Origin of the sequence: Novosphingobium sp. KA1, from assembly GCF_017309955.1 — a bacterium.
In the GTDB taxonomy this organism is placed as follows: Bacteria; Pseudomonadota; Alphaproteobacteria; order Sphingomonadales; family Sphingomonadaceae; genus Novosphingobium.
The window spans coordinates 3,024,649-3,040,866 of record NZ_CP021247.1; the positions used below are offsets into that span (position 1 = coordinate 3,024,649).

Consider the following 16,218-nt stretch of genomic DNA (forward strand, 5'->3'; position numbering starts at 1 on the left):
CTCACCACACCATCGCATCGCTGCGTTTTTCCGGGCGGATGTAGATCGAGGTGATCCACGGCGAGAGCGCCTTCATCCGGCGCTCCAGTTCCTCGATCAGCGTTTCGGCATCGCCCATCCTGAGGTCGTCGGCGAAGTCGGCGCTGATGGCGACAAAGATCGCCTGCGGGCTCGTGTGGATAGTGCGGATGTGGTTGACCGCGTCGATGCGCGGGTGGCCGTCGAGCACGTCGCGGATCTTGGCGATCAGTACCGGATCGGCCGCCTCGCCGATCAGCAATTCCTTGGATTCGCGGGCGAGCAATATCGCGACGCCGGCCAGCACGCCGCCGATCAGCACCGAGGCGACGCCGTCGATGCGCGGGTCGGCGAAGTGGATCGAGGCCCAGACGCCGAGGGCGGCGATGACGAGGCCGATCAGCGCGGCGCTGTCCTCGAACAGGACGATGAAGCCGGGCGGGTCCTTGCTGCGGTGGATCGCCTGCCACCAGGTCTGCTCGCCGCGCCCGGTGTTGAACTCGCGCACGGCGAGCGACCAGGATGCGCCTTCCATGACGAACGCGATGGCGAGCACGATGTAGTTGAGTGTCGGGTCGGCGATCGGGTGCGGGTCGGCGATATGGACGATGCCCTCGTAGATCGACACGCCCGCGCCCACCGCAAAGATCAGGATGGCGACCACAAAGGCCCAGAAATAGAGTTCGCGGCCATAACCGAAGGGGTGGGTCGGGTCCGGCTTGCGACCCGCGCGCTTCTGGCCGTAGAGCAGGAGGATCTGGTTGCCGCTGTCCACCAGCGAGTGGACGCCCTCGGTCAGCATCGAGGAGGAACCGCTGATCGCGGCGGCCACGAACTTGGCCACGGCAATGCCGAGGTTGGCCGCCAGCGCGCCGTAGAGGACGATATTGGCCTTGAAGTGCGCGGCGACGCTGTCGGGCTGGTCCATCGGCGGGCCGGGTTCCTCGGTAGAGACTGAAATTCAGCCTGCGACTGTCACCGGCCCGGTCCGTTTTCGCAAGTGCCTTAAACGCCTAGCCCGTTGCCGAAAGAGCCTCGCGGCCGACGCGCTCGTTCCACAGGTCGGCATTGCCGCAAAGCTGGAGGTTCAGCAGGGCACGCTTGAGGAACAGGTGGCAGGGATGCTCGTCGGTGAGGCCGATGCCGCCATGGAGTTGCACCATTTCCTCGGTCACGAAGCGGAAGGCCTCGGCGGCCAGCACTTTGGTGGCGGCGAGATCGGTGAGGCTGGCGCTTTCATCCCGCACGCGCTTCCACAACAGGGCTTCGGCGACGGTGATCTTTGTCTTCATGTCGGCGGCGCGGTGCTTGAGGGCCTGGAACAGCGCGATCGGACGGTCGAACTGGCGGCGGACCTTCATGTACTCGATCGTCATGTCGAGCGCGGCACCCGCCGCGCCGATACAGTCTGCCGCAAGCGCTAGTTGCGCCTCGCCCGACAGCTGGTCGTGCAAGGCCTTGGCGCCGGCCGCGTCGGTAAGCATCAGCGTGGGCGTGTATCCGTCCAGTATCACGTCGAACAGGCGGCGGCTGGGGTCCCAGATCGCGCGCTCGACGATCGAGACGCCGGGCGCATCCAGCGGCACCAGCGCATAGCCGTTTGGCAGCTGGGCAATGATGGCGGCGGCCATGTCCGCCTCGAACACGCCGGAAATCGTCCCGGAAACGGTGCCGTCCGGGCTTGGCGTCAGTGCGGCGCCGAGCATCGGCAGCGGCGCATATTCCCCTGCGGCCAGTCTTTCCAGCCACTCCGCGCGTTCGGCAAAGTCGTGGCTCGCGGCCATGGCCTGAAGGCCCAGCTGGGCCGGGATCAGGGGCATGGCGGAAAGGATGCGGCCCATTTCGAGGTGCAGCGCGGTCGAGGCTTCCCGCGTGAAGCCAAGGCCGCCGTCCGCTTCGGGTAGGCGTACCATCAGCCAGCCCATCTCGGCGGCAAGCCGCCAGCTTTCGTCGCGCGCGGGCGAGAGCGAGCCCGCCGGAAATGCCTTCTGCGCGGCGTCGGTGAGTTCGTTCAGTTCGATCACAGCACCCACCCCTTCGGCTCGCGCGGCATCTCCAGCATGCGCTCGGCGATGATATTGCGCTGCACTTCCTCGCTGCCGCCGGCGATGGTCCAGGCGTAGGAGTTCATGAAATCGGCCATCCAGTTGCCGGTATTGAGATCGCCGAACGTGATCGGCGCGACGTATTGTTCGTCCATGCCGCCCAGCCGCAGGCCGAGCGCCGAATAGGCCCTCAGCGCGCGGCTGTAGGCATTCTTGACGATGGAGGCGTCACCGATGCGCTCGATCCCGTTGATGCGGTTGTCGAGGAACTGGTCGGCAAGCGCGCAGACGGCGTCGACTTGGGTGACCAGCACGCCGAAATCGCGCAAGACGCCGCGGTCGTCTTCATGCCCGTGCTTGCGGATCAGTCCGGCGACGCGGCCGAGCGCGCCGCGCATGCGGTAGGACAGTTCCATCAGCGTCAGCCCGCGTTCGGAGGCCAGCGTCGCCTGTGCCACGGCCCAGCCCATGCCTTCTTCGCCCACCCGCTCGCAGACCGGGATCTCCACGTTGTCGAGGAAGATTTCGGCGAATTCCTCGTCCCCCTGGATCTGGTGGATCGGGCGCACGGCGACGCCGGGAGCCTTCATGTCCATCAGCAGGTAGGTGATGCCCGCCTGCTTGGGACCGTCCGACGCGGTGCGCGCCAGCAGCAGGCACTTGTCCGCGAACTGGGCCATCGTCGACCAGACTTTCTGGCCATTGATGACGTAGACATCGCCTTTCCGTTCCGCCCGCGTCTTGATGGCGGCAAGGTCCGATCCGGCACCGGGCTCGGAAAAGCCCTGGCACCAGGTCTCACCTTCGAGGATCCTGGGGAGATAGCGGGCCTTCTGCGCGGCATTGCCGCATTCGTGGAGCGTGGCGAAGGCGTGGTAGGTGGAGACGAACGAGAGCAGCAGGCGCGGGCAATCGGCGCGCGCCAGTTCCTCGTAGATCACCTTCTGCTCGGCCAGGCTGCGGCCGCCGCCGGGATACTCCGCAGGCCAGTGCGGGATGGCATAGCCGGCGTGCACGAGCTTGCCGAACCAGTCTCGCTGGGTGCGGACAAAGTCGTCCTGGGTGCGGCTGGAAGCGCGCCAGTCGGCAGGTGCCTGCGCCTTGAGGAAGCTGCGGACATCGCGCCGCAGGGCTTCTAGATCGTGGGTCATGCCCTTGTCTGTGCCGATGGGGTGCCGGGGCGTCCAGATGGCGGCAGGTCGCTGCGGCGATATCGGGGCACGACCGCGGCAGGGCTTTTACACTTCCACTTCGATCATGCCGTCTTCAACCCGCACCGCATAGGTCTCGATCGGCATCGTTGCCGGCGGGTTGAGCGGTGCGCCGGTTTCCAGGTCGAAGCGGGCGCCGTGCACGGGGCAGGAAATCCAGCCGCTGCGCATGCGGCCGCATTCCAGCGTCTCGAAGGCGTGGCTGCACAAGTTGCGCACCGCGAAGATGCGGTCCCTGGTGTTGCACAGGATCATGCCGATCCCGTTCACCTCCACGACAAGCTTGGCGCCCGGCGGCACATCTTCCAGTCTGGCGGCGGCAACGAAGGTTTTCTCGGTCATCATCTTCCCGGCTTCTCGCGAATCTTGGCTCTGGGACTGTCCGGTGTCGCAGCCTCCGCGCAAGCATGAGGCGGGCACAAGCAGGACCAAGCAAGCCGCTGTACCGTGGCGGTCATTTCGTGGGCAAGCCGCCGACGCGATAACGTGATCCGAAAATATGTTTCGGGAGAGTTCAGGTGTCCGCGCTCGGAAATTGCGAAAATGGCGAGAGCTTCGATGTCGTGGTGGTGGGATCGGGCTCGGCGGGGGCAATGGCGGCGCTGCGCAGTGCCGATCTTGGCCTGAAAGTGCTGATCGTCGAGAAGGCGCACAAGTTCGGCGGCACTTCGGCCACTTCGGGCGGGGTCATGTGGATCCCCAACCACCGCCTGGACGGGGACCAGGGTGACAGCCGCGAGGCGGCCCTTGCCTATCTCGATGCCACTATCGGCGTGGCGGTGAACCGGGAGCGGCTGGAAGCCTTCGTCGATGAAGCGCCGAAGATGCTGCGCTTTCTGAAATCCACCGGCGTGCAGGTCGCGGCGGCGGCCTGGCCGGACTACTTTCCCGACCGGGTGGGCGCGCGGGCGGATCGCTCCGTGATCGTGCCGACGTTCGACGGGCGGCGGCTTGGTGATGGGCGCTATGCCCTGATGCGCGAGCAGTACAACCGCTTCAAGCTGTTCGGCCGCTACGCGATGGACCTTACCGAGACCTTTGCCCTGATGATGCAGTCGAAGGGCTGGCGGATGGTCGCGGGCCGGATGATCGGGCGCTACTGGCTGGACCGTCCGGCACGCAAGGTCTCGCACCGTGACAAGCGCTTCACCCAGGGCGCCGCGCTGATGGGGGCGACGTATGAGCAGGTGTTTGCGCGCGGGGTCGAGCTTCGGCTGGAGACGGCGCTGGAAGGGCTGGCGGTGGACGAGGGAGGCCGTGTCACCGGGGTCGAGGTGTCCCGCTTCGGGCGCAGATACAGCGTGGCGGCGCGGCACGGGGTGGTGCTGGCGGCGGGCGGGTTCGAGTGGAACCAGGCGCTGCGGGACCGCTTCTATCCGGTGCCCGGGCTGACACGGCATTCCTCCACGCCCGAGGACGGCAACCGGGGCGAGGCGCTGGTCGCGGCGGAAGCGGTCGGAGCCTCGACCGAACACACCGAGCAGGGCTGGTGGATCCCGACGATGACGCTACCGATGAAGGGGGCGTCGAACTTCCATGAGATCCATCAGGCCGCGTTCGACGTGGGGCGTCCGTGGAGCGTGGTGGTCAACCGCAAGGGTGTGCGCTTTGTGGATGAGGCCTGCGGGTACGACCAGTTCGGGCAGGCCATGGTGCGCGACCAGCTGGAAACCGGCGCGAACTGTCCCTGCTGGCTGATCTTCGATGCCAAGTTCCGCCGGAAATTCAGCGCCGGCGGCCTGATGCCCACGGTCCATACGCCCGAGCATAAAGTGCCGGATGACTGGTGGGATCACTACGTGTTCCGGGCCAGTACCATCGAGGAACTCTGCGCCAAGACGCACCTGCCGGCAGACGCCGTGCGTCAGACCATCGCCAACATGAACGCCTATGCGAAGACCGGCGTCGATCCCGAGTTCGGACGGGGCATGAACCCCTATGACCAAATGTTTGGCGATCCCTCTTCCAGGCCCAATCCGAACATCGGTCCGATCGACAAGGCGCCGTTCTATGCGGTGCCGATCAACAACGGCGATCTCGGCACCAAGGGCGGCCTGCGCTGCGACGCACGGGCGCGGGTGCTCGATGGGGAGGGCAGGCCGATTGCCGGGCTCTATGCCGCGGGTAACAATTCGGGGACCCCGTTTGGCGACACCTACCCGGGGGCGGGGGCGACGATCGGACCGGCCATGACCTTCGGGTTTGTCGCCGCCAATGACATTGCCGAACGAGCCGGAAACGCGCGGGTGGGTTCGGGGCTTGAACAAAGCGGGATCCCCGCCTTCGCCGGGATGACGAAGTAGTTTGGATTTGGCGAAACTTCGACAAGCGAGCTGAAAATCAGATGTGCCGACAAGGTACTCCCGTCAGCCCCGCGAAGGCGGGGATCCCGCTTCTTCTTCAAGCGGTGGCGGCATAAGCGGAGCAGGACAGATGCAAGGCAAGGTAGCAGTCGTCACCGGAGCGGCAGGCGGTATCGGGGAGGCCATCGTGCGTGCGCTGGGGGCGAAGGGCGTCAAGGTCCTCGGCACCGGGCGCAATGCGGAGAAGCTTCAGGCGCTCAAGGACGCGCTGGCGGGTGCGGTAGAGTTCGACTTTATCGCCATTGACGCCACGGCCGATGAAGCCCCGCGCGCCATCGTCGATGTCGCGGTGGAGACGTTCGGGCGGCTGGACGTGCTGGTGAACAATGCCGGATCGTTCAACTTCGGCCCGGTGGACCAGACCACCGACGCCATGCTGGACGAAGTGCTGGGCATATCCCTGCGCGCACCGTTCCGGCTCTGCCGTGAGGCTTTGCGGGTGATGGGGGAGGGGAGTTCGATCCTGTTCATCGGCTCGACCTGGGGGCTTTACGGCACGCCGGGCGGCGGGGCCTATTCCGCCGTGAAGGCCGGGCAGATCGGCCTGATGCAGACGATGGCCGCCGAATATGGCCCGCGCGGCATCCGCTCCAACTATATCGCGCCGACCGTGGTGCGCACCGAGATGACCACGGCGTTCTGGGAACTGGATTTCTTCCGCCGCACCAACCACGAACTGACGCCGCTCCAGCGCGATTGCACCGCGGCGGACATCGGCAACATGGTGGCCTTTCTCGCTTCGGACGAGGCGGGGTTCGTCAACGGACAGACCATCGCGGTGGACGGCGGTATCTCGACCACGCGCTACGTCTCGCCGGCGGCGATCGCAGCGGTGCGGCAGTAAGGCTGTCCGGCAACGCCCTCGGCGGTTTTCGCCGGGGCGTTGGCCCTTTGCTTGTGAGGGCGTGGCCCGCTGGGTAACGCCGGAGGAAAGCAGAGACGAAGGATGCCATGCAGTTCGAATGGACCGAGGACCAGGACGCGTTCCGCCACAAGATCCGGGACTTCCTGCACGCCAACCTGCCGGATGACTGGGAAACGTTCTCCGAACACGGCCCCGCCTCGCCCGCGCTGACGGCATTTGCCCGCGGCTTCTGCGTCAAGCTTGCCGAAGCCGGCCTGCTGTTCCCCCACTGGCCGAAGGACATGGGCGGGGAGGGGCTGGGGCCGTGGGAGCAGCAGATCCTCTCGGAAGAGATGTGGATCGCCGGCGAGCCGCGCGGCGGCCAGTATATGAACGTCAACTGGATCGGCCCGACGCTCGAGAAGTACGGCACGCCTGAACAGAAGGCGCGCTATCTGGAACCGATCACGCGCGGGGAATCGCTGTGGTGCCAGGGTTTTTCCGAACCTGACGCCGGATCGGACCTTGCCAGCCTGCGCACCCGTGCAGTGCTGAAGGACGGTCACTACGTCATCAATGGCCAGAAAATCTGGACCTCCTATGCAGGCCTTGCCGACACCTGCTTCCTGCTGACCCGCACCAGCGACGATCGCAAGAAGGGCATCACCATCGTCCTCGTGCCGATGGACACGCCGGGCATCACCGTGCGCCAGATCCCCTCGCTGATCGGTGAGGGCGACATTCACGAGGTCTTCTTCGACGATGTGACCGTGCCCGAAACCGCGCGTTTTGGTGAGGAGGGGCAGGCCTGGGAGATCGTCGCCTATTCGCTGCGCAACGAGCGGCTGGGTATCCCGCGTTTCACGCTGGCCCGCGCCGCGCTCGACCGGGCGGTGGCGATGCTGAAGGCGCGCGGCGACTTCGTTCGCGAGCATGTGCGCATCGAGGCCGCGCGCTGCGCGGCGCTGTGTGAGGGGGCGGGGACGGCCAACTATGCCGTCGTGCAGAAACGGGTCGACGGGCTGGCGATCGGTGCGGAGTCCAGTTCCGCCCGCTACGCCACCGTGATGGCCGAGCGGGCCGTGTGCGAATTCGTGGTGGAGTTCCTGCCCGAAGCGCTCGCGGGGGCCTCGCCCTATCTCAAGATGCACCACCAGCGCGGCATCGTCGCCGGGGTCGCCGCCGGTTCGGCCGAGATCCAGCTCAACATCATCGCCAGCGACGTGCTGGAACTGCCCCGGGAGCCGCGCTGATGCAGCTTGCCCTCAATGACGACCAGACCCAGGTCCTCGATTTTGTCGACGCGCTGGCGCGGCCTTTTGCTTCCGCTCCGCTCCACGATGCCGGACTGGCGCTGGAAAGCGGGGAACTCGACGCGGCGCTGGTGGAGAACGGCTTCCTCGATGTCATGGCGGTCGAGGAACTGGGGCCGGTCACCGCCGCATTGGTGGTGGAGAAGCTCGCACGGCTGCCGTTTGCGGTGGAAGCGGCGGCCTCGGCGCTGGTGCGCCCGCTGATCGATCCGGATTTGCCGCGCCCGCTCTGCCTGGTCGAGGAAGGCCGTCTTGCGGCGCCGCTGCGTTTCCTGCGGCCCGGCGCGACGGTGGTTGTTGTCGGTCCGGGCGGCGTCAGCAGCTTTGCCGCGAGCGAGGACATGATTGCCCCGGCGCAGGAGGATACGCTCTATGCCTATCCGGTCGCGTTCCTCACCGGCGTGCCCGGCGCGGTGACGATGCACGATGTCGATCCGGCCGAAGTCACCCGGGCCTGGCGCGTGGCGATGGCGGCTGAAGCGGCGGGCCTGCTCGGCGCGGCGCTGGCGAGCGTGGTGACTTATGTATCCGAGCGCAGGCAGTTCGGGCGTCCACTCGCGACGTTCCAGGCAATGCGCCACCGGCTGGCCGAGGCCCAGGTGGTGACCAACACCGCCTACTGGCTCGCCATGCGGGCGGCGGCGAGCGGGACACAGGCGGACGCCGCGCTGGCGCTGCTCCATGCGCAGGAGGCAGCGAGGCGGGTCTGCTACGACTACCACCAGTTCCTTGGCGGCATGGGCGTGACGCTGGAGCATCCCCTGCACTTGTGGACCTATCGGCTCAAACTGCTGACGGCGGAACTGGGCGGACGCGGCGGGCAGGGGCTGGCCGCGGCGGAGGCGCTCTGGGGGTAGGCCGTTTTCATGCGGCATCGCCGCGATAGCCGCAGCGCGCGCGATATCGGGTGCGGTCCTGTCGCCGGGCAGGACGGGGCATGCAAGACTTGCCGTCACGGACAAGAAGACAAGAGGGCAAGAAGACAAGAGGGCAAGGATGCAAGGAAGCGATCTGATCGATCTGGGCGGGCAGGTGGCTCTGGTCACCGGTGCGGGCCAGAACGCGGGGCGGGCCACGGCGCTGGAACTGGCGCGCCACAATGCGGGCGGCATTGCCGTCAACGATTTCGTACCGGAGCGGGCCGAGGCGGTGGCCGGCGAAATTCGCGCCATGGGCGTGCCTGCCCTGGCGGTGCCGTTCGACGTGACCGACCTTGCCGCGGCGCAGGCGGCCAGAGCCGCGATCACGGCCGAACTCGGGCCCGCCACGGTGCTGGTGAACAACGCGGGCATGGCAGGGCCCGGCGCTTCGATCCGGCCGGCGCAAAATTTCTGGGAGGAAGATCCGGCGAACTGGCAGCGCTACCTCGGCACCAACCTCTACGGCGTCTACAACTGCTGCTTTGCGTTCATTCCCGACATGGTCGCGGCAAAGCGCGGGCGGATCGTCACCATCGTGTCGGATTCGGGCCGGGTGGGCGAGGCCAGGATGGCGGTCTATGCCTCGTCCAAGGCGGGGGCGCAGGGGTTCATGCGCTCGATCGCCAAGGAACTGGGGCGTTACAACGTGACGGCCAATTGCGTGTCGCTCTCGGCGCTGCTTCCTGACATGCCGGACGAACAGCGGGCCGAGATCATGCAGGGCGATCACATGAAGGGCTTGATGGGCCGCTATTCCATCCGCCGCTGCGGCAAGTCGACCGACGTGGCGGCGCTGGTGACGTTCCTGTGCTCGGATGCGGCCGAATGGATCACCGGCCAGACTTACCCGCTCAACGGGGGCTATGCGCCCTCGATGTAACGTCACGATTGGCGATGTGACGAGCGGGAGAGCGAGGGCCGTCAGGCCCTCGCGCCTCGTGCGAACAGGGCTTGCGGGCAGAGCGTATAGCTCGGGTCCAGCGCACCCTGCCCGAGCAGGCCGCCGCCGCCGAACGGGCGGCGCAGTTTGAAATCGTAGGTGACCACTCGTTTCGAGAAGCGCCACTTGCCGTCGCCGCAGCGCCGATAGTTGTCGATGTAGCGCACGGCCATGAAGTCTTCCTCCTGTCCTCCCGCCTGTCCTCCCTCGGGGCTGGGGATCAGGTACCAGGCCAGGGCGTAGACTTCGCCGCTTGCCGCGTCGCCGTCCAGCGCGATCAGGTGTTTGCACAGGTGGTGCCCGGAATAGGGCATGTAGGGGAACGAGGCGGCGATGAACTGGCAGTAGTCCTCGGCCGGTCCATCGAAACTGTCGCCGTGAGTATCGGTCGCATCGTCGGTGTAGAGGTCGCGCAGCAGGGCGATGTCCTGGCGGTCGATCGCGCGGGCGTAGAGCAGGACAAGCTCGCGGATGGCTTCCTTGTCGAGCAGCGCGGCCAGCGCCGGGTCGGCGGTGTTCATGGTCCCTCCCTCATAGCAATGCGCCGCCGTCGATCGGGTAGATCTGCCCGGTGATGAAGCTGGCCCGGTCGCCGGCGAGGAAGGCAACCATGCCCGCCATCTCGTCGGGGTTCGCGAAAGGGCGGCCGACGTACGTGCGGCGCTGGCGGATGGCCCGGTCTTCTTCCGCCACGCTGGCGGCGCCGTGACTGAACAGGCCGGAATCCGGGTGAAAGCGACTGCCGGTGCTGAAGGCGGCGGGATCTTGCGCGATCGTTGCATAAGGGGCGACCGCGTTGACGCGGATGCCGTGCTGGCCGAGTTCCTTCGCCAGAACCGCGGTGAAGCTGTGCACAGCGCCTTTGGCGGCGGAATAGACGGGAAGCTGATAGTCTCCCACCAGGGCCGCGGTCGAGCCGACATTGACCAGGGCGCCGCCCTTGCGGGCGATCATGCCCGGCAACACGGCGTGGGTCATGCGCAGCACGGTGCCGAAATTGAGGTCGATGTCGGCCATCCAGGTTGCCGGATCGGAATCGGCGAAAAAGCCTTGCGCGACGTTGCCGCCGACGTTGTTGACCAGCACATCGACGGGGCCAAGCGCCTCGGCGGCGGCAAGGATGCGCCCGGGCGCGGTGACGTCGGCAAGGTCGGCAGCGACAAAACGCGCTTGAGGAGCGCCTTGCTGAACGCAGTGATCGGCCAGGCGTTCGCCCGCCTCGTGATCCCGCCCGACCAGAACGGTTGTTGCGCCTTCCCGGGCCAGTTCAAGGGCGATGGCGCGGCCGATGTTTGCCGTCGCGCCGGTCACGATTGCCAGTTTCCCGGCAAGGCCCAGGTCCATTCCGCGCTCCTCCTGCCCGGACAGGCCGGGTCATTGTCGAAGCGAGGATGGGATGGATCGGCAGGCGGGGCAAACCGCCCCTGCGATCAGCGGCTCAAGGCGCGATCAGCCCTGCGAATAGTCGCCGCCGCTGTCGGCCGGGCTGTTTTCGTTGAAGCCGCCATCCGACTGGCGCTTGCGCGAGGTGAGCACGCAGCGGATTTCGCTGTCCTGGCCGTCGGCGCCGACCACGCGCAGGAAGGCCGGGGCGGTGCGATGGAGTTTTTCACCCTTGAGCTTGCCGCCGGTCATGGTCACGCTGTCGCCGGTCATCAGGTAGCTGCCGCGAACCCCGTCCGTGCCCTTGTAGCTGGAGAAGTTGACCACCTGGAAGTCGAGCGCCGGCACCGGATTGCCGACCGCGCCGCCGGCATCGCCGTCCTTCTCGCAGGTATAGTGGCCGAGCGGCAGGGTGCTGATGGTTCCGCCCGGCACCGGCGGCGGAGCCGGCTTCGCCATTGCCGGGGCGAGCCCTGCCGACACTGCGGCAAGCGCCAGGCCGCAGGCCAGAAAAGCGGGGGCGCGGGCGATGGGGGGGATGAACGGTGCGCGATTCATGACTGCTGCGCTAGCATTGACGCGAAGGAATTGCCACAGTCCGCGTCCTCCGCTAAGGGCGGCTGCTTCGCCGCTCAGCGGCTCTTTCCCATCGAAGGCTCACTCATGAAGATCAGCGGCGTCGACATTCGTCCCGGCAATATTCTCGAATACGAAAAGGGTATCTGGAAAGTCGCCAAGACGCAGCACACCCAGCCTGGCAAGGGTGGCGCCTTCATGCAGGTCGAGATGAAGAACCTCATCGACGGCCGCAAGACCAACGTGCGCTTCCGCAGCGCCGACACCGTCGAGCGCGTCCGTCTCGACACCAAGGACTTCCAGTTCCTCTACGCCGAGGGCGAAGACCTGGTGTTCATGGACATCGAGACCTACGAACAGATCATGCTCCCGGCCGACCTTCTGGGCGATGCCGCGGCCTTCCTTCAGGACGGCATGCAGGTTCTGCTCGAAATGTGGGAAGAGCGCCCGATCTCGGTGCAGCTGCCCGAACAGGTCGAAGCCACCATCGTCGAAGCCGATGCCGTGGTGAAGGGCCAGACCGCCTCGTCCAGCTACAAGCCTGCCGTGCTCGACAACGGCGTGCGCGTGATGGTGCCGCCGCACATCGAAAGCGGCACGCGCATCATCGTCGACGTGTACGAGAAGACCTACGTGAAGAAGGCCGACTGATGCGCCGGGCGGTCCTTTTCGCGCTGGCCGGCGCGTCGCTGGCGTTTGGCGCTTCGCCGGTGCTGGCGGCTGCCAGGCCTGTCGCGAAGGCGACTGCCCCCGCCGCCAGGCCGGCGGCCCCTGCCGCGGGCGCACACACCGCACCGCCGCCCGAGGTCGAACATGCGATGTTCTACCTCAAGGTGCTGATTTCCGGCCTGCAGTCGGACCAGGTCGAGCAGCCCGTGAAGGGCGTGCTGGTGGGCTGTCTGTACAACAATTCGCTGTCGCGCATCAGCACGGCGATGGACAAGGTGATCGCGGAGAACCCTGCAAAGGTTCATCGCGACAAGCCCAACGAAGTTCTGACCGCCATGGTCGCGATCTGCAATCATCCGGCCCAAGGCGGTGCGTCCCAGCCCGCCAAGGGCCGATAATCGCATCGATATTCACGGCGGTTCCGCTTTTCACGGACTTGCCCTCCAAGCATAACCGGCCGGTTCATCCGGCCCTCGAAGGACTAAAGGTATTATGGCCATCTCCGGTCTCATGCGCGTGATGGAAAAGGCGGCTCGCAAGGCGGGCAACCGCCTCCGCCGCGACTTCGGCGAAATCGAGCACCTGCAGGTCTCGCGCAAGGGACCGGCGGACTTCGTCTCGAAGGCCGACCAGGCTTCCGAACGCACGATCTGGGACGAACTGCGCGCCGCGCGTCCCGATTGGGGCTTCCTGTTCGAGGAAGCCGGCGAGATCGAGGGCGATCCCGACAAGCCGCGTTTCATCGTCGACCCGCTCGACGGCACGACCAACTTCCTGCACGGCATTCCGCACTTCGCGATCTCGATCGCGGTGCAGGAGCCGCGTCTCGACGGCAAGGGCTGGGGCGAAGTCACCGCCGGCCTCATCTACAACCCGGTCACCGACGAATCGTACTGGGCCGAAAAGTCGCGCGGCGCCTGGCTGCACGACAAGCGCCTGCGCGTTTCCTCGCGTCGTCACATGGACGAGAGCGTGATCGCCACCGGCATTCCCTTCGCCGGTCATGGCGACGCGGGCAAGTGGACCAAGATCTACCACGCGCTGGCGCCGCAGGTTGCGGGCATCCGCCGGTTCGGTTCGGCGGCGCTTGACCTCGCGTGGGTTGCGGCCGGTCGTTACGAAGGTTTCTGGGAAGCCGACCTCAAGCCCTGGGATACGGCCGCGGGCTGCCTCCTCGTGCGTGAGGCAGGTGGTTTCGTGTCGGACTGGAAGGGCCGTTCGCAGGTGATCTGCGATACCGAAATCCTTGCCGGCAACGATGTTCTCCACTCCCGTCTGCACAAGTTGCTGGTAACTGCACTCAAGTGACTTGAGTGCGAGCGCCGGCGCCGCTAAGCGTGCAGCGCCGGCGCCGCTTGCCCTCGGTTTTCCAGGGCGGGCGGCCTGCACGCGGCAAGCGTGCCCCTGTGGCGGAATGGTAGACGCGAACGACTCAAAATCGTTTGTCGCAAGGCGTGCCCGTTCGAGTCGGGCCAGGGGCACCATGCAATCGATCTTCGGCGCGAAACTCCGGTTTCGCGCCGAAATCGTTTCCGGCCCGGATTTCGGGCTCCTTCTGCGTCTGCCTGGCCAGTCGTTTCAACGACTTGTCGCATTTAACGGTGAATCACTGCCCAGCCGCGCAAGAATCGGTCATTGGCGGTTTCGCACTTGATGCGTCGATGTCTGCCAATTGCGGTTCTGCCGGCCCTGGCCGTGTTCCTCATGATCGCGATGGACGTCCGTATCGAGGATTGCCGGAAACCGATCCGTCCAGTGAGTGCCGAGTCTGGACAGGATAGCATTGCGCGGTTGCCCCTACTGCCGCGCAAGGGGTTCCGGCACTTCCCGCAAGTTCGCCTTGCCGTCCCCATAGGCGGTCGAGGTCGCTTCGGGTCGCAAAGCGGGCAGAAGCACAGCTTCGCCCCGTCGCGCCGGTCCGTTCCGGGGGGAGCGGGCCGGCGCGCATTGCCGCGTGCGGTGGCCACACAATTGGCGCGAAACGCTCCTTTCCCTTCAAAAACTGCGCTGAAAGCCAAGTCGCGGGCGATCAGTGTGTTTGCCAAGTCCTTCACTCTCTAGTATTTTGTCGGTGAAGGGGACGATATGGAACCTAGCGCCGCCGATTTTCACGACGCCTTATTGCGCGTCATCGGGTCATCAACCTTCCGCTCGTCGCCGCGTCTTTCCGAACTTCTTGTCCATCTTGTCGAACAGACCCTCGCCGGTCACGCCGATCGTCTGAAGGGGTATGCGATCGCCCTTGATGTCTTCGGGCGGGACGAGGGTTTTGACGCATCCTCCGATTCGATCGTGCGCGTGCAGATAGCGCGCCTGCGCAAGGCCCTTGCCGAGTATTATGGGGGGGAGGGGGGGCGCGACCCGGCGCGGATCGTTCTCTCGCGCGGTTCCTATGTGCCGTCGCTCGAACTGGCAGCGGCTCTCCAGCAGCCGGCGAGCGATGGTGACGATGCCGCTGCGGCCGAGCCGGAAGTCGCCGCAGGGGCGCAATTGCCGCTCGAGGCGGCGGAACGCACCGGTAGCGCCGCCCTCGAAGCCGGTGACGTGGAGGATGCGTCGCCCGAGCCATCGCCCTCGGCCGGCGGCACTGAGGCTCTCCTTCCATCCACAGCGTCCCCGGGCAAGCGCAGGGCATGGATACTGCTGGCGGTGCTCGCCTTGGTGTCGGCGCTGGTGATCATCTATTGGCCCGGCGAACTGCGCGATACGGTGGTATCCCGCGCCGGCGAGATGCCGCGCGGGCCGACCGTCTATGTTGCGCCCTATTCGCTGACGGGGGGAACCGCGCAGGCCGTTCATGTGCGAGACGGGTTCCAGTACGATCTGGTGAACTATCTGTCCCAGCTGCCCAATCTCGCGGTGATCGGGCTCGATCCGCGCGGACTTTCTCCGACCATGGAGCGCCGGGCGCGGACCGCGCCGCGTGGCAGCACTTTTGTGCTTCAGGGCGCGATCCTGATTTCCGGCGACAAGTTCCGCGTCAACTCCAGCCTGGTGCGGGTTCCCGGCGGTGTGGTCGTCTGGTCGGAAAGCAGTGACCTCATGACGGTCGAGCCCAGTCGTATCCTGCAGATGCAGGCGGACATAGCGCTCGGTGTCGCCTCCCGTCTCGGCCAGCCCTACGGGGTGATCCATGAGACCATGCGGCATGACCTCGAAAATCACCGCAGCCTGTCGATGGACGACTATTTCTGCGAACTGGAAGCGTTCCAGTTCATGCGCGAAAAGCGCCCGGAAACCTTGCCGCCGGTCAAGGAGTGCCTGATCCGGGCCGTGGCGCGCCAGCCGAACTATTCGAATGCCTGGGCGCTGTTATCATGGATCCATACGCACCAGGCGGTCAGCAGCGGCGCCGGGGCATCGCGCGAGGCGCTCGATGCGGCGGAAAGGGCGGTGGCTGCCAACGCCACCAATGCGCAGGCCTATCAGTATCTGGCGATAGCGCGGTTCCATAACGGTGATTTTGTCGCCGCGCGCGAGGCTATCGGCAAGGCTCTGGCGATCAGCCCGAACAACGCCGAAATCCTTGCCGAGGCGAGCCGGCTTCTCGGCGTGCTGGGCGAGCATGACAATGCGCCGGCCCTGGCCGAGAAGGCCATAAGCCTCAATCCCGGTCACCCGGCATGGTATTGGTCGGGGCTGACGATCGATGCGCTCTATCGCCGCGATGGACAGAAGGCGGTGCGTTACGCGCGGCTCGGCGCGGACGATTACGGGCTTATCCCGCGCTACCTGCTGGCCTCGGCGCTGGCGCTCAACCAGCAGCCGAAGCAGGCGGAATCGGTGCTGGTGCAGGCGGCTAAGGATTTTCCCAAGGTCGCACGGGACCGGCGCGAGTTGATCCGGGAAATGCACATGCCCGAATTCATCAGCGGACCGCTTGAGGCGCAGGGCCTCTTGGGAGGCTGAGCATCCTGTCCGATCCGGTTGATTGCA

Annotated in this window: 16 protein-coding genes and 1 tRNA gene; 10 read left to right on the forward strand and 7 right to left on the reverse strand. The window is 66.1% G+C overall.

All coding sequences use genetic code 11. The annotated features are described in order from the left end of the window. Position 1 precedes the first annotated feature (1 nt). The 4 genes from CA833_RS14390 to CA833_RS14405 all read right to left on the reverse strand — a co-directional run bounded on the left by CA833_RS14390 (position 2) and on the right by CA833_RS14405 (position 3,616). Positions 2–946: a cation diffusion facilitator family transporter gene (locus CA833_RS14390; protein WP_142634177.1), complete on the reverse strand. Its 945-nt coding sequence runs from the start codon at positions 944–946 to the stop codon at positions 2–4. 85 nt (positions 947–1,031) lie between these two features. Further along, a complete protein-coding gene (locus CA833_RS14395) occupies positions 1,032–2,042 on the reverse strand; it encodes an acyl-CoA dehydrogenase family protein (RefSeq protein ID WP_207078410.1) in 1,011 nt (336 codons plus the stop codon). After that, positions 2,039–3,214 carry an acyl-CoA dehydrogenase family protein gene (locus CA833_RS14400; protein WP_207078411.1) on the reverse strand — a complete coding sequence of 392 codons (1,176 nt, stop codon included), beginning with the start codon at positions 3,212–3,214 and terminating at the stop codon, positions 2,039–2,041. Before CA833_RS14400 ends, CA833_RS14395 begins: the two co-directional genes overlap by 4 nt. 87 nt (positions 3,215–3,301) lie before the next feature. After that, entirely contained in the window at positions 3,302–3,616 is a 315-nt protein-coding gene (locus CA833_RS14405; protein ID WP_142637676.1) for a non-heme iron oxygenase ferredoxin subunit, read from the reverse strand. A gap of 176 nt (positions 3,617–3,792) precedes the next feature. Between CA833_RS14405 and CA833_RS14410 the strand changes: the two genes are divergently transcribed. The 5 genes from CA833_RS14410 (at position 3,793) to CA833_RS14430 (ending at position 9,594) form a co-directional block, all read left to right on the forward strand. Further along, positions 3,793–5,577 (forward strand): FAD-dependent oxidoreductase, encoded by a 1,785-nt coding sequence (locus CA833_RS14410; RefSeq protein WP_255535831.1) that lies wholly within the window; start codon positions 3,793–3,795, stop codon positions 5,575–5,577. 130 nt (positions 5,578–5,707) lie between these two features. Further along, positions 5,708–6,481, forward strand: coding sequence for an SDR family NAD(P)-dependent oxidoreductase (locus CA833_RS14415; protein ID WP_207078412.1), 774 nt, complete (start codon positions 5,708–5,710; stop codon positions 6,479–6,481). Between the two features lie 107 nt (positions 6,482–6,588). After that, complete coding sequence (locus tag CA833_RS14420) at positions 6,589–7,734, forward strand: acyl-CoA dehydrogenase family protein (protein WP_142634169.1); 1,146 nt, start codon at positions 6,589–6,591, stop codon at positions 7,732–7,734. Further along, positions 7,734–8,651 (forward strand): acyl-CoA dehydrogenase family protein, encoded by a 918-nt coding sequence (locus tag CA833_RS14425; protein WP_207078413.1) that lies wholly within the window; start codon positions 7,734–7,736, stop codon positions 8,649–8,651. The genes CA833_RS14420 and CA833_RS14425 overlap by 1 nt, the downstream gene beginning before the upstream one ends. Positions 8,652–8,790: 139 nt before the next feature. Then, positions 8,791–9,594, forward strand: a complete 804-nt coding sequence (locus CA833_RS14430; RefSeq protein ID WP_142634165.1) for an SDR family NAD(P)-dependent oxidoreductase — start codon at positions 8,791–8,793, stop codon at positions 9,592–9,594. A 41-nt stretch (positions 9,595–9,635) separates the two neighbouring features. Here CA833_RS14430 and CA833_RS14435 read toward each other — a convergent pair whose 3' ends face one another. The 3 genes from CA833_RS14435 to CA833_RS14445 form a co-directional block, all read right to left on the reverse strand. Then, positions 9,636–10,175, reverse strand: coding sequence for a nuclear transport factor 2 family protein (locus tag CA833_RS14435; protein WP_207078414.1), 540 nt, complete (start codon positions 10,173–10,175; stop codon positions 9,636–9,638). 10 nt (positions 10,176–10,185) lie between these two features. Further along, the gene (locus CA833_RS14440; protein WP_207078415.1) at positions 10,186–10,998 is read right to left on the reverse strand and encodes an SDR family NAD(P)-dependent oxidoreductase; all 813 of its coding nucleotides are present in this window, start codon (positions 10,996–10,998) and stop codon (positions 10,186–10,188) included. A 105-nt stretch (positions 10,999–11,103) separates the two neighbouring features. Continuing rightward, positions 11,104–11,595, reverse strand: coding sequence for a hypothetical protein (locus CA833_RS14445; protein ID WP_207078416.1), 492 nt, complete (start codon positions 11,593–11,595; stop codon positions 11,104–11,106). 105 nt (positions 11,596–11,700) lie between these two features. Here CA833_RS14445 and efp point away from each other — a divergent pair, with 105 nt between their 5' ends. The 5 genes from efp to CA833_RS14470 all read left to right on the forward strand — a co-directional run bounded on the left by efp (position 11,701) and on the right by CA833_RS14470 (position 16,191). Next, positions 11,701–12,264 (forward strand): elongation factor P, encoded by a 564-nt coding sequence (gene efp / locus CA833_RS14450; RefSeq protein ID WP_142634159.1) that lies wholly within the window; start codon positions 11,701–11,703, stop codon positions 12,262–12,264. Next, on the forward strand, positions 12,264–12,680 hold the full coding sequence (locus CA833_RS14455; RefSeq protein ID WP_142634157.1) for a hypothetical protein: 417 nt from the start codon (positions 12,264–12,266) through the stop codon (positions 12,678–12,680). Before efp ends, CA833_RS14455 begins: the two co-directional genes overlap by 1 nt. A 91-nt stretch (positions 12,681–12,771) precedes the next feature. Beyond that, positions 12,772–13,590: an inositol monophosphatase family protein gene (locus CA833_RS14460; protein ID WP_142634155.1), complete on the forward strand. Its 819-nt coding sequence runs from the start codon at positions 12,772–12,774 to the stop codon at positions 13,588–13,590. Between the two features lie 92 nt (positions 13,591–13,682). Further along, positions 13,683–13,766: transfer RNA gene (locus CA833_RS14465), tRNA-Leu, on the forward strand. A gap of 601 nt (positions 13,767–14,367) precedes the next feature. Continuing rightward, positions 14,368–16,191 (forward strand): hypothetical protein, encoded by a 1,824-nt coding sequence (locus tag CA833_RS14470; protein WP_207078417.1) that lies wholly within the window; start codon positions 14,368–14,370, stop codon positions 16,189–16,191. The last annotated feature ends 27 nt before the right edge of the window (positions 16,192–16,218 follow it).

What these genes read in the sequence shown, in the direction of transcription:
- CA833_RS14390 (WP_142634177.1), bottom strand. Translation starts at nt 946, where the DNA reads ATGGACCAGCCCGACAGCGTCGCCGCGCACTTCAAGGCCAATATCGTC.
- CA833_RS14400 (WP_207078411.1), bottom strand. Translation starts at nt 3,214, where the DNA reads ATGACCCACGATCTAGAAGCCCTGCGGCGCGATGTCCGCAGCTTCCTC.
- CA833_RS14405 (WP_142637676.1), bottom strand. Translation starts at nt 3,616, where the DNA reads ATGACCGAGAAAACCTTCGTTGCCGCCGCCAGACTGGAAGATGTGCCG.
- CA833_RS14415 (WP_207078412.1), top strand. Translation starts at nt 5,708, where the DNA reads ATGCAAGGCAAGGTAGCAGTCGTCACCGGAGCGGCAGGCGGTATCGGG.
- CA833_RS14420 (WP_142634169.1), top strand. Translation starts at nt 6,589, where the DNA reads ATGCAGTTCGAATGGACCGAGGACCAGGACGCGTTCCGCCACAAGATC.
- CA833_RS14425 (WP_207078413.1), top strand. Translation starts at nt 7,734, where the DNA reads ATGCAGCTTGCCCTCAATGACGACCAGACCCAGGTCCTCGATTTTGTC.
- CA833_RS14430 (WP_142634165.1), top strand. Translation starts at nt 8,791, where the DNA reads ATGCAAGGAAGCGATCTGATCGATCTGGGCGGGCAGGTGGCTCTGGTC.
- CA833_RS14435 (WP_207078414.1), bottom strand. Translation starts at nt 10,175, where the DNA reads ATGAACACCGCCGACCCGGCGCTGGCCGCGCTGCTCGACAAGGAAGCC.
- CA833_RS14440 (WP_207078415.1), bottom strand. Translation starts at nt 10,998, where the DNA reads ATGGACCTGGGCCTTGCCGGGAAACTGGCAATCGTGACCGGCGCGACG.
- CA833_RS14445 (WP_207078416.1), bottom strand. Translation starts at nt 11,595, where the DNA reads ATGAATCGCGCACCGTTCATCCCCCCCATCGCCCGCGCCCCCGCTTTT.
- efp (WP_142634159.1), top strand. Translation starts at nt 11,701, where the DNA reads ATGAAGATCAGCGGCGTCGACATTCGTCCCGGCAATATTCTCGAATAC.
- CA833_RS14455 (WP_142634157.1), top strand. Translation starts at nt 12,264, where the DNA reads ATGCGCCGGGCGGTCCTTTTCGCGCTGGCCGGCGCGTCGCTGGCGTTT.
- CA833_RS14470 (WP_207078417.1), top strand. Translation starts at nt 14,368, where the DNA reads ATGGAACCTAGCGCCGCCGATTTTCACGACGCCTTATTGCGCGTCATC.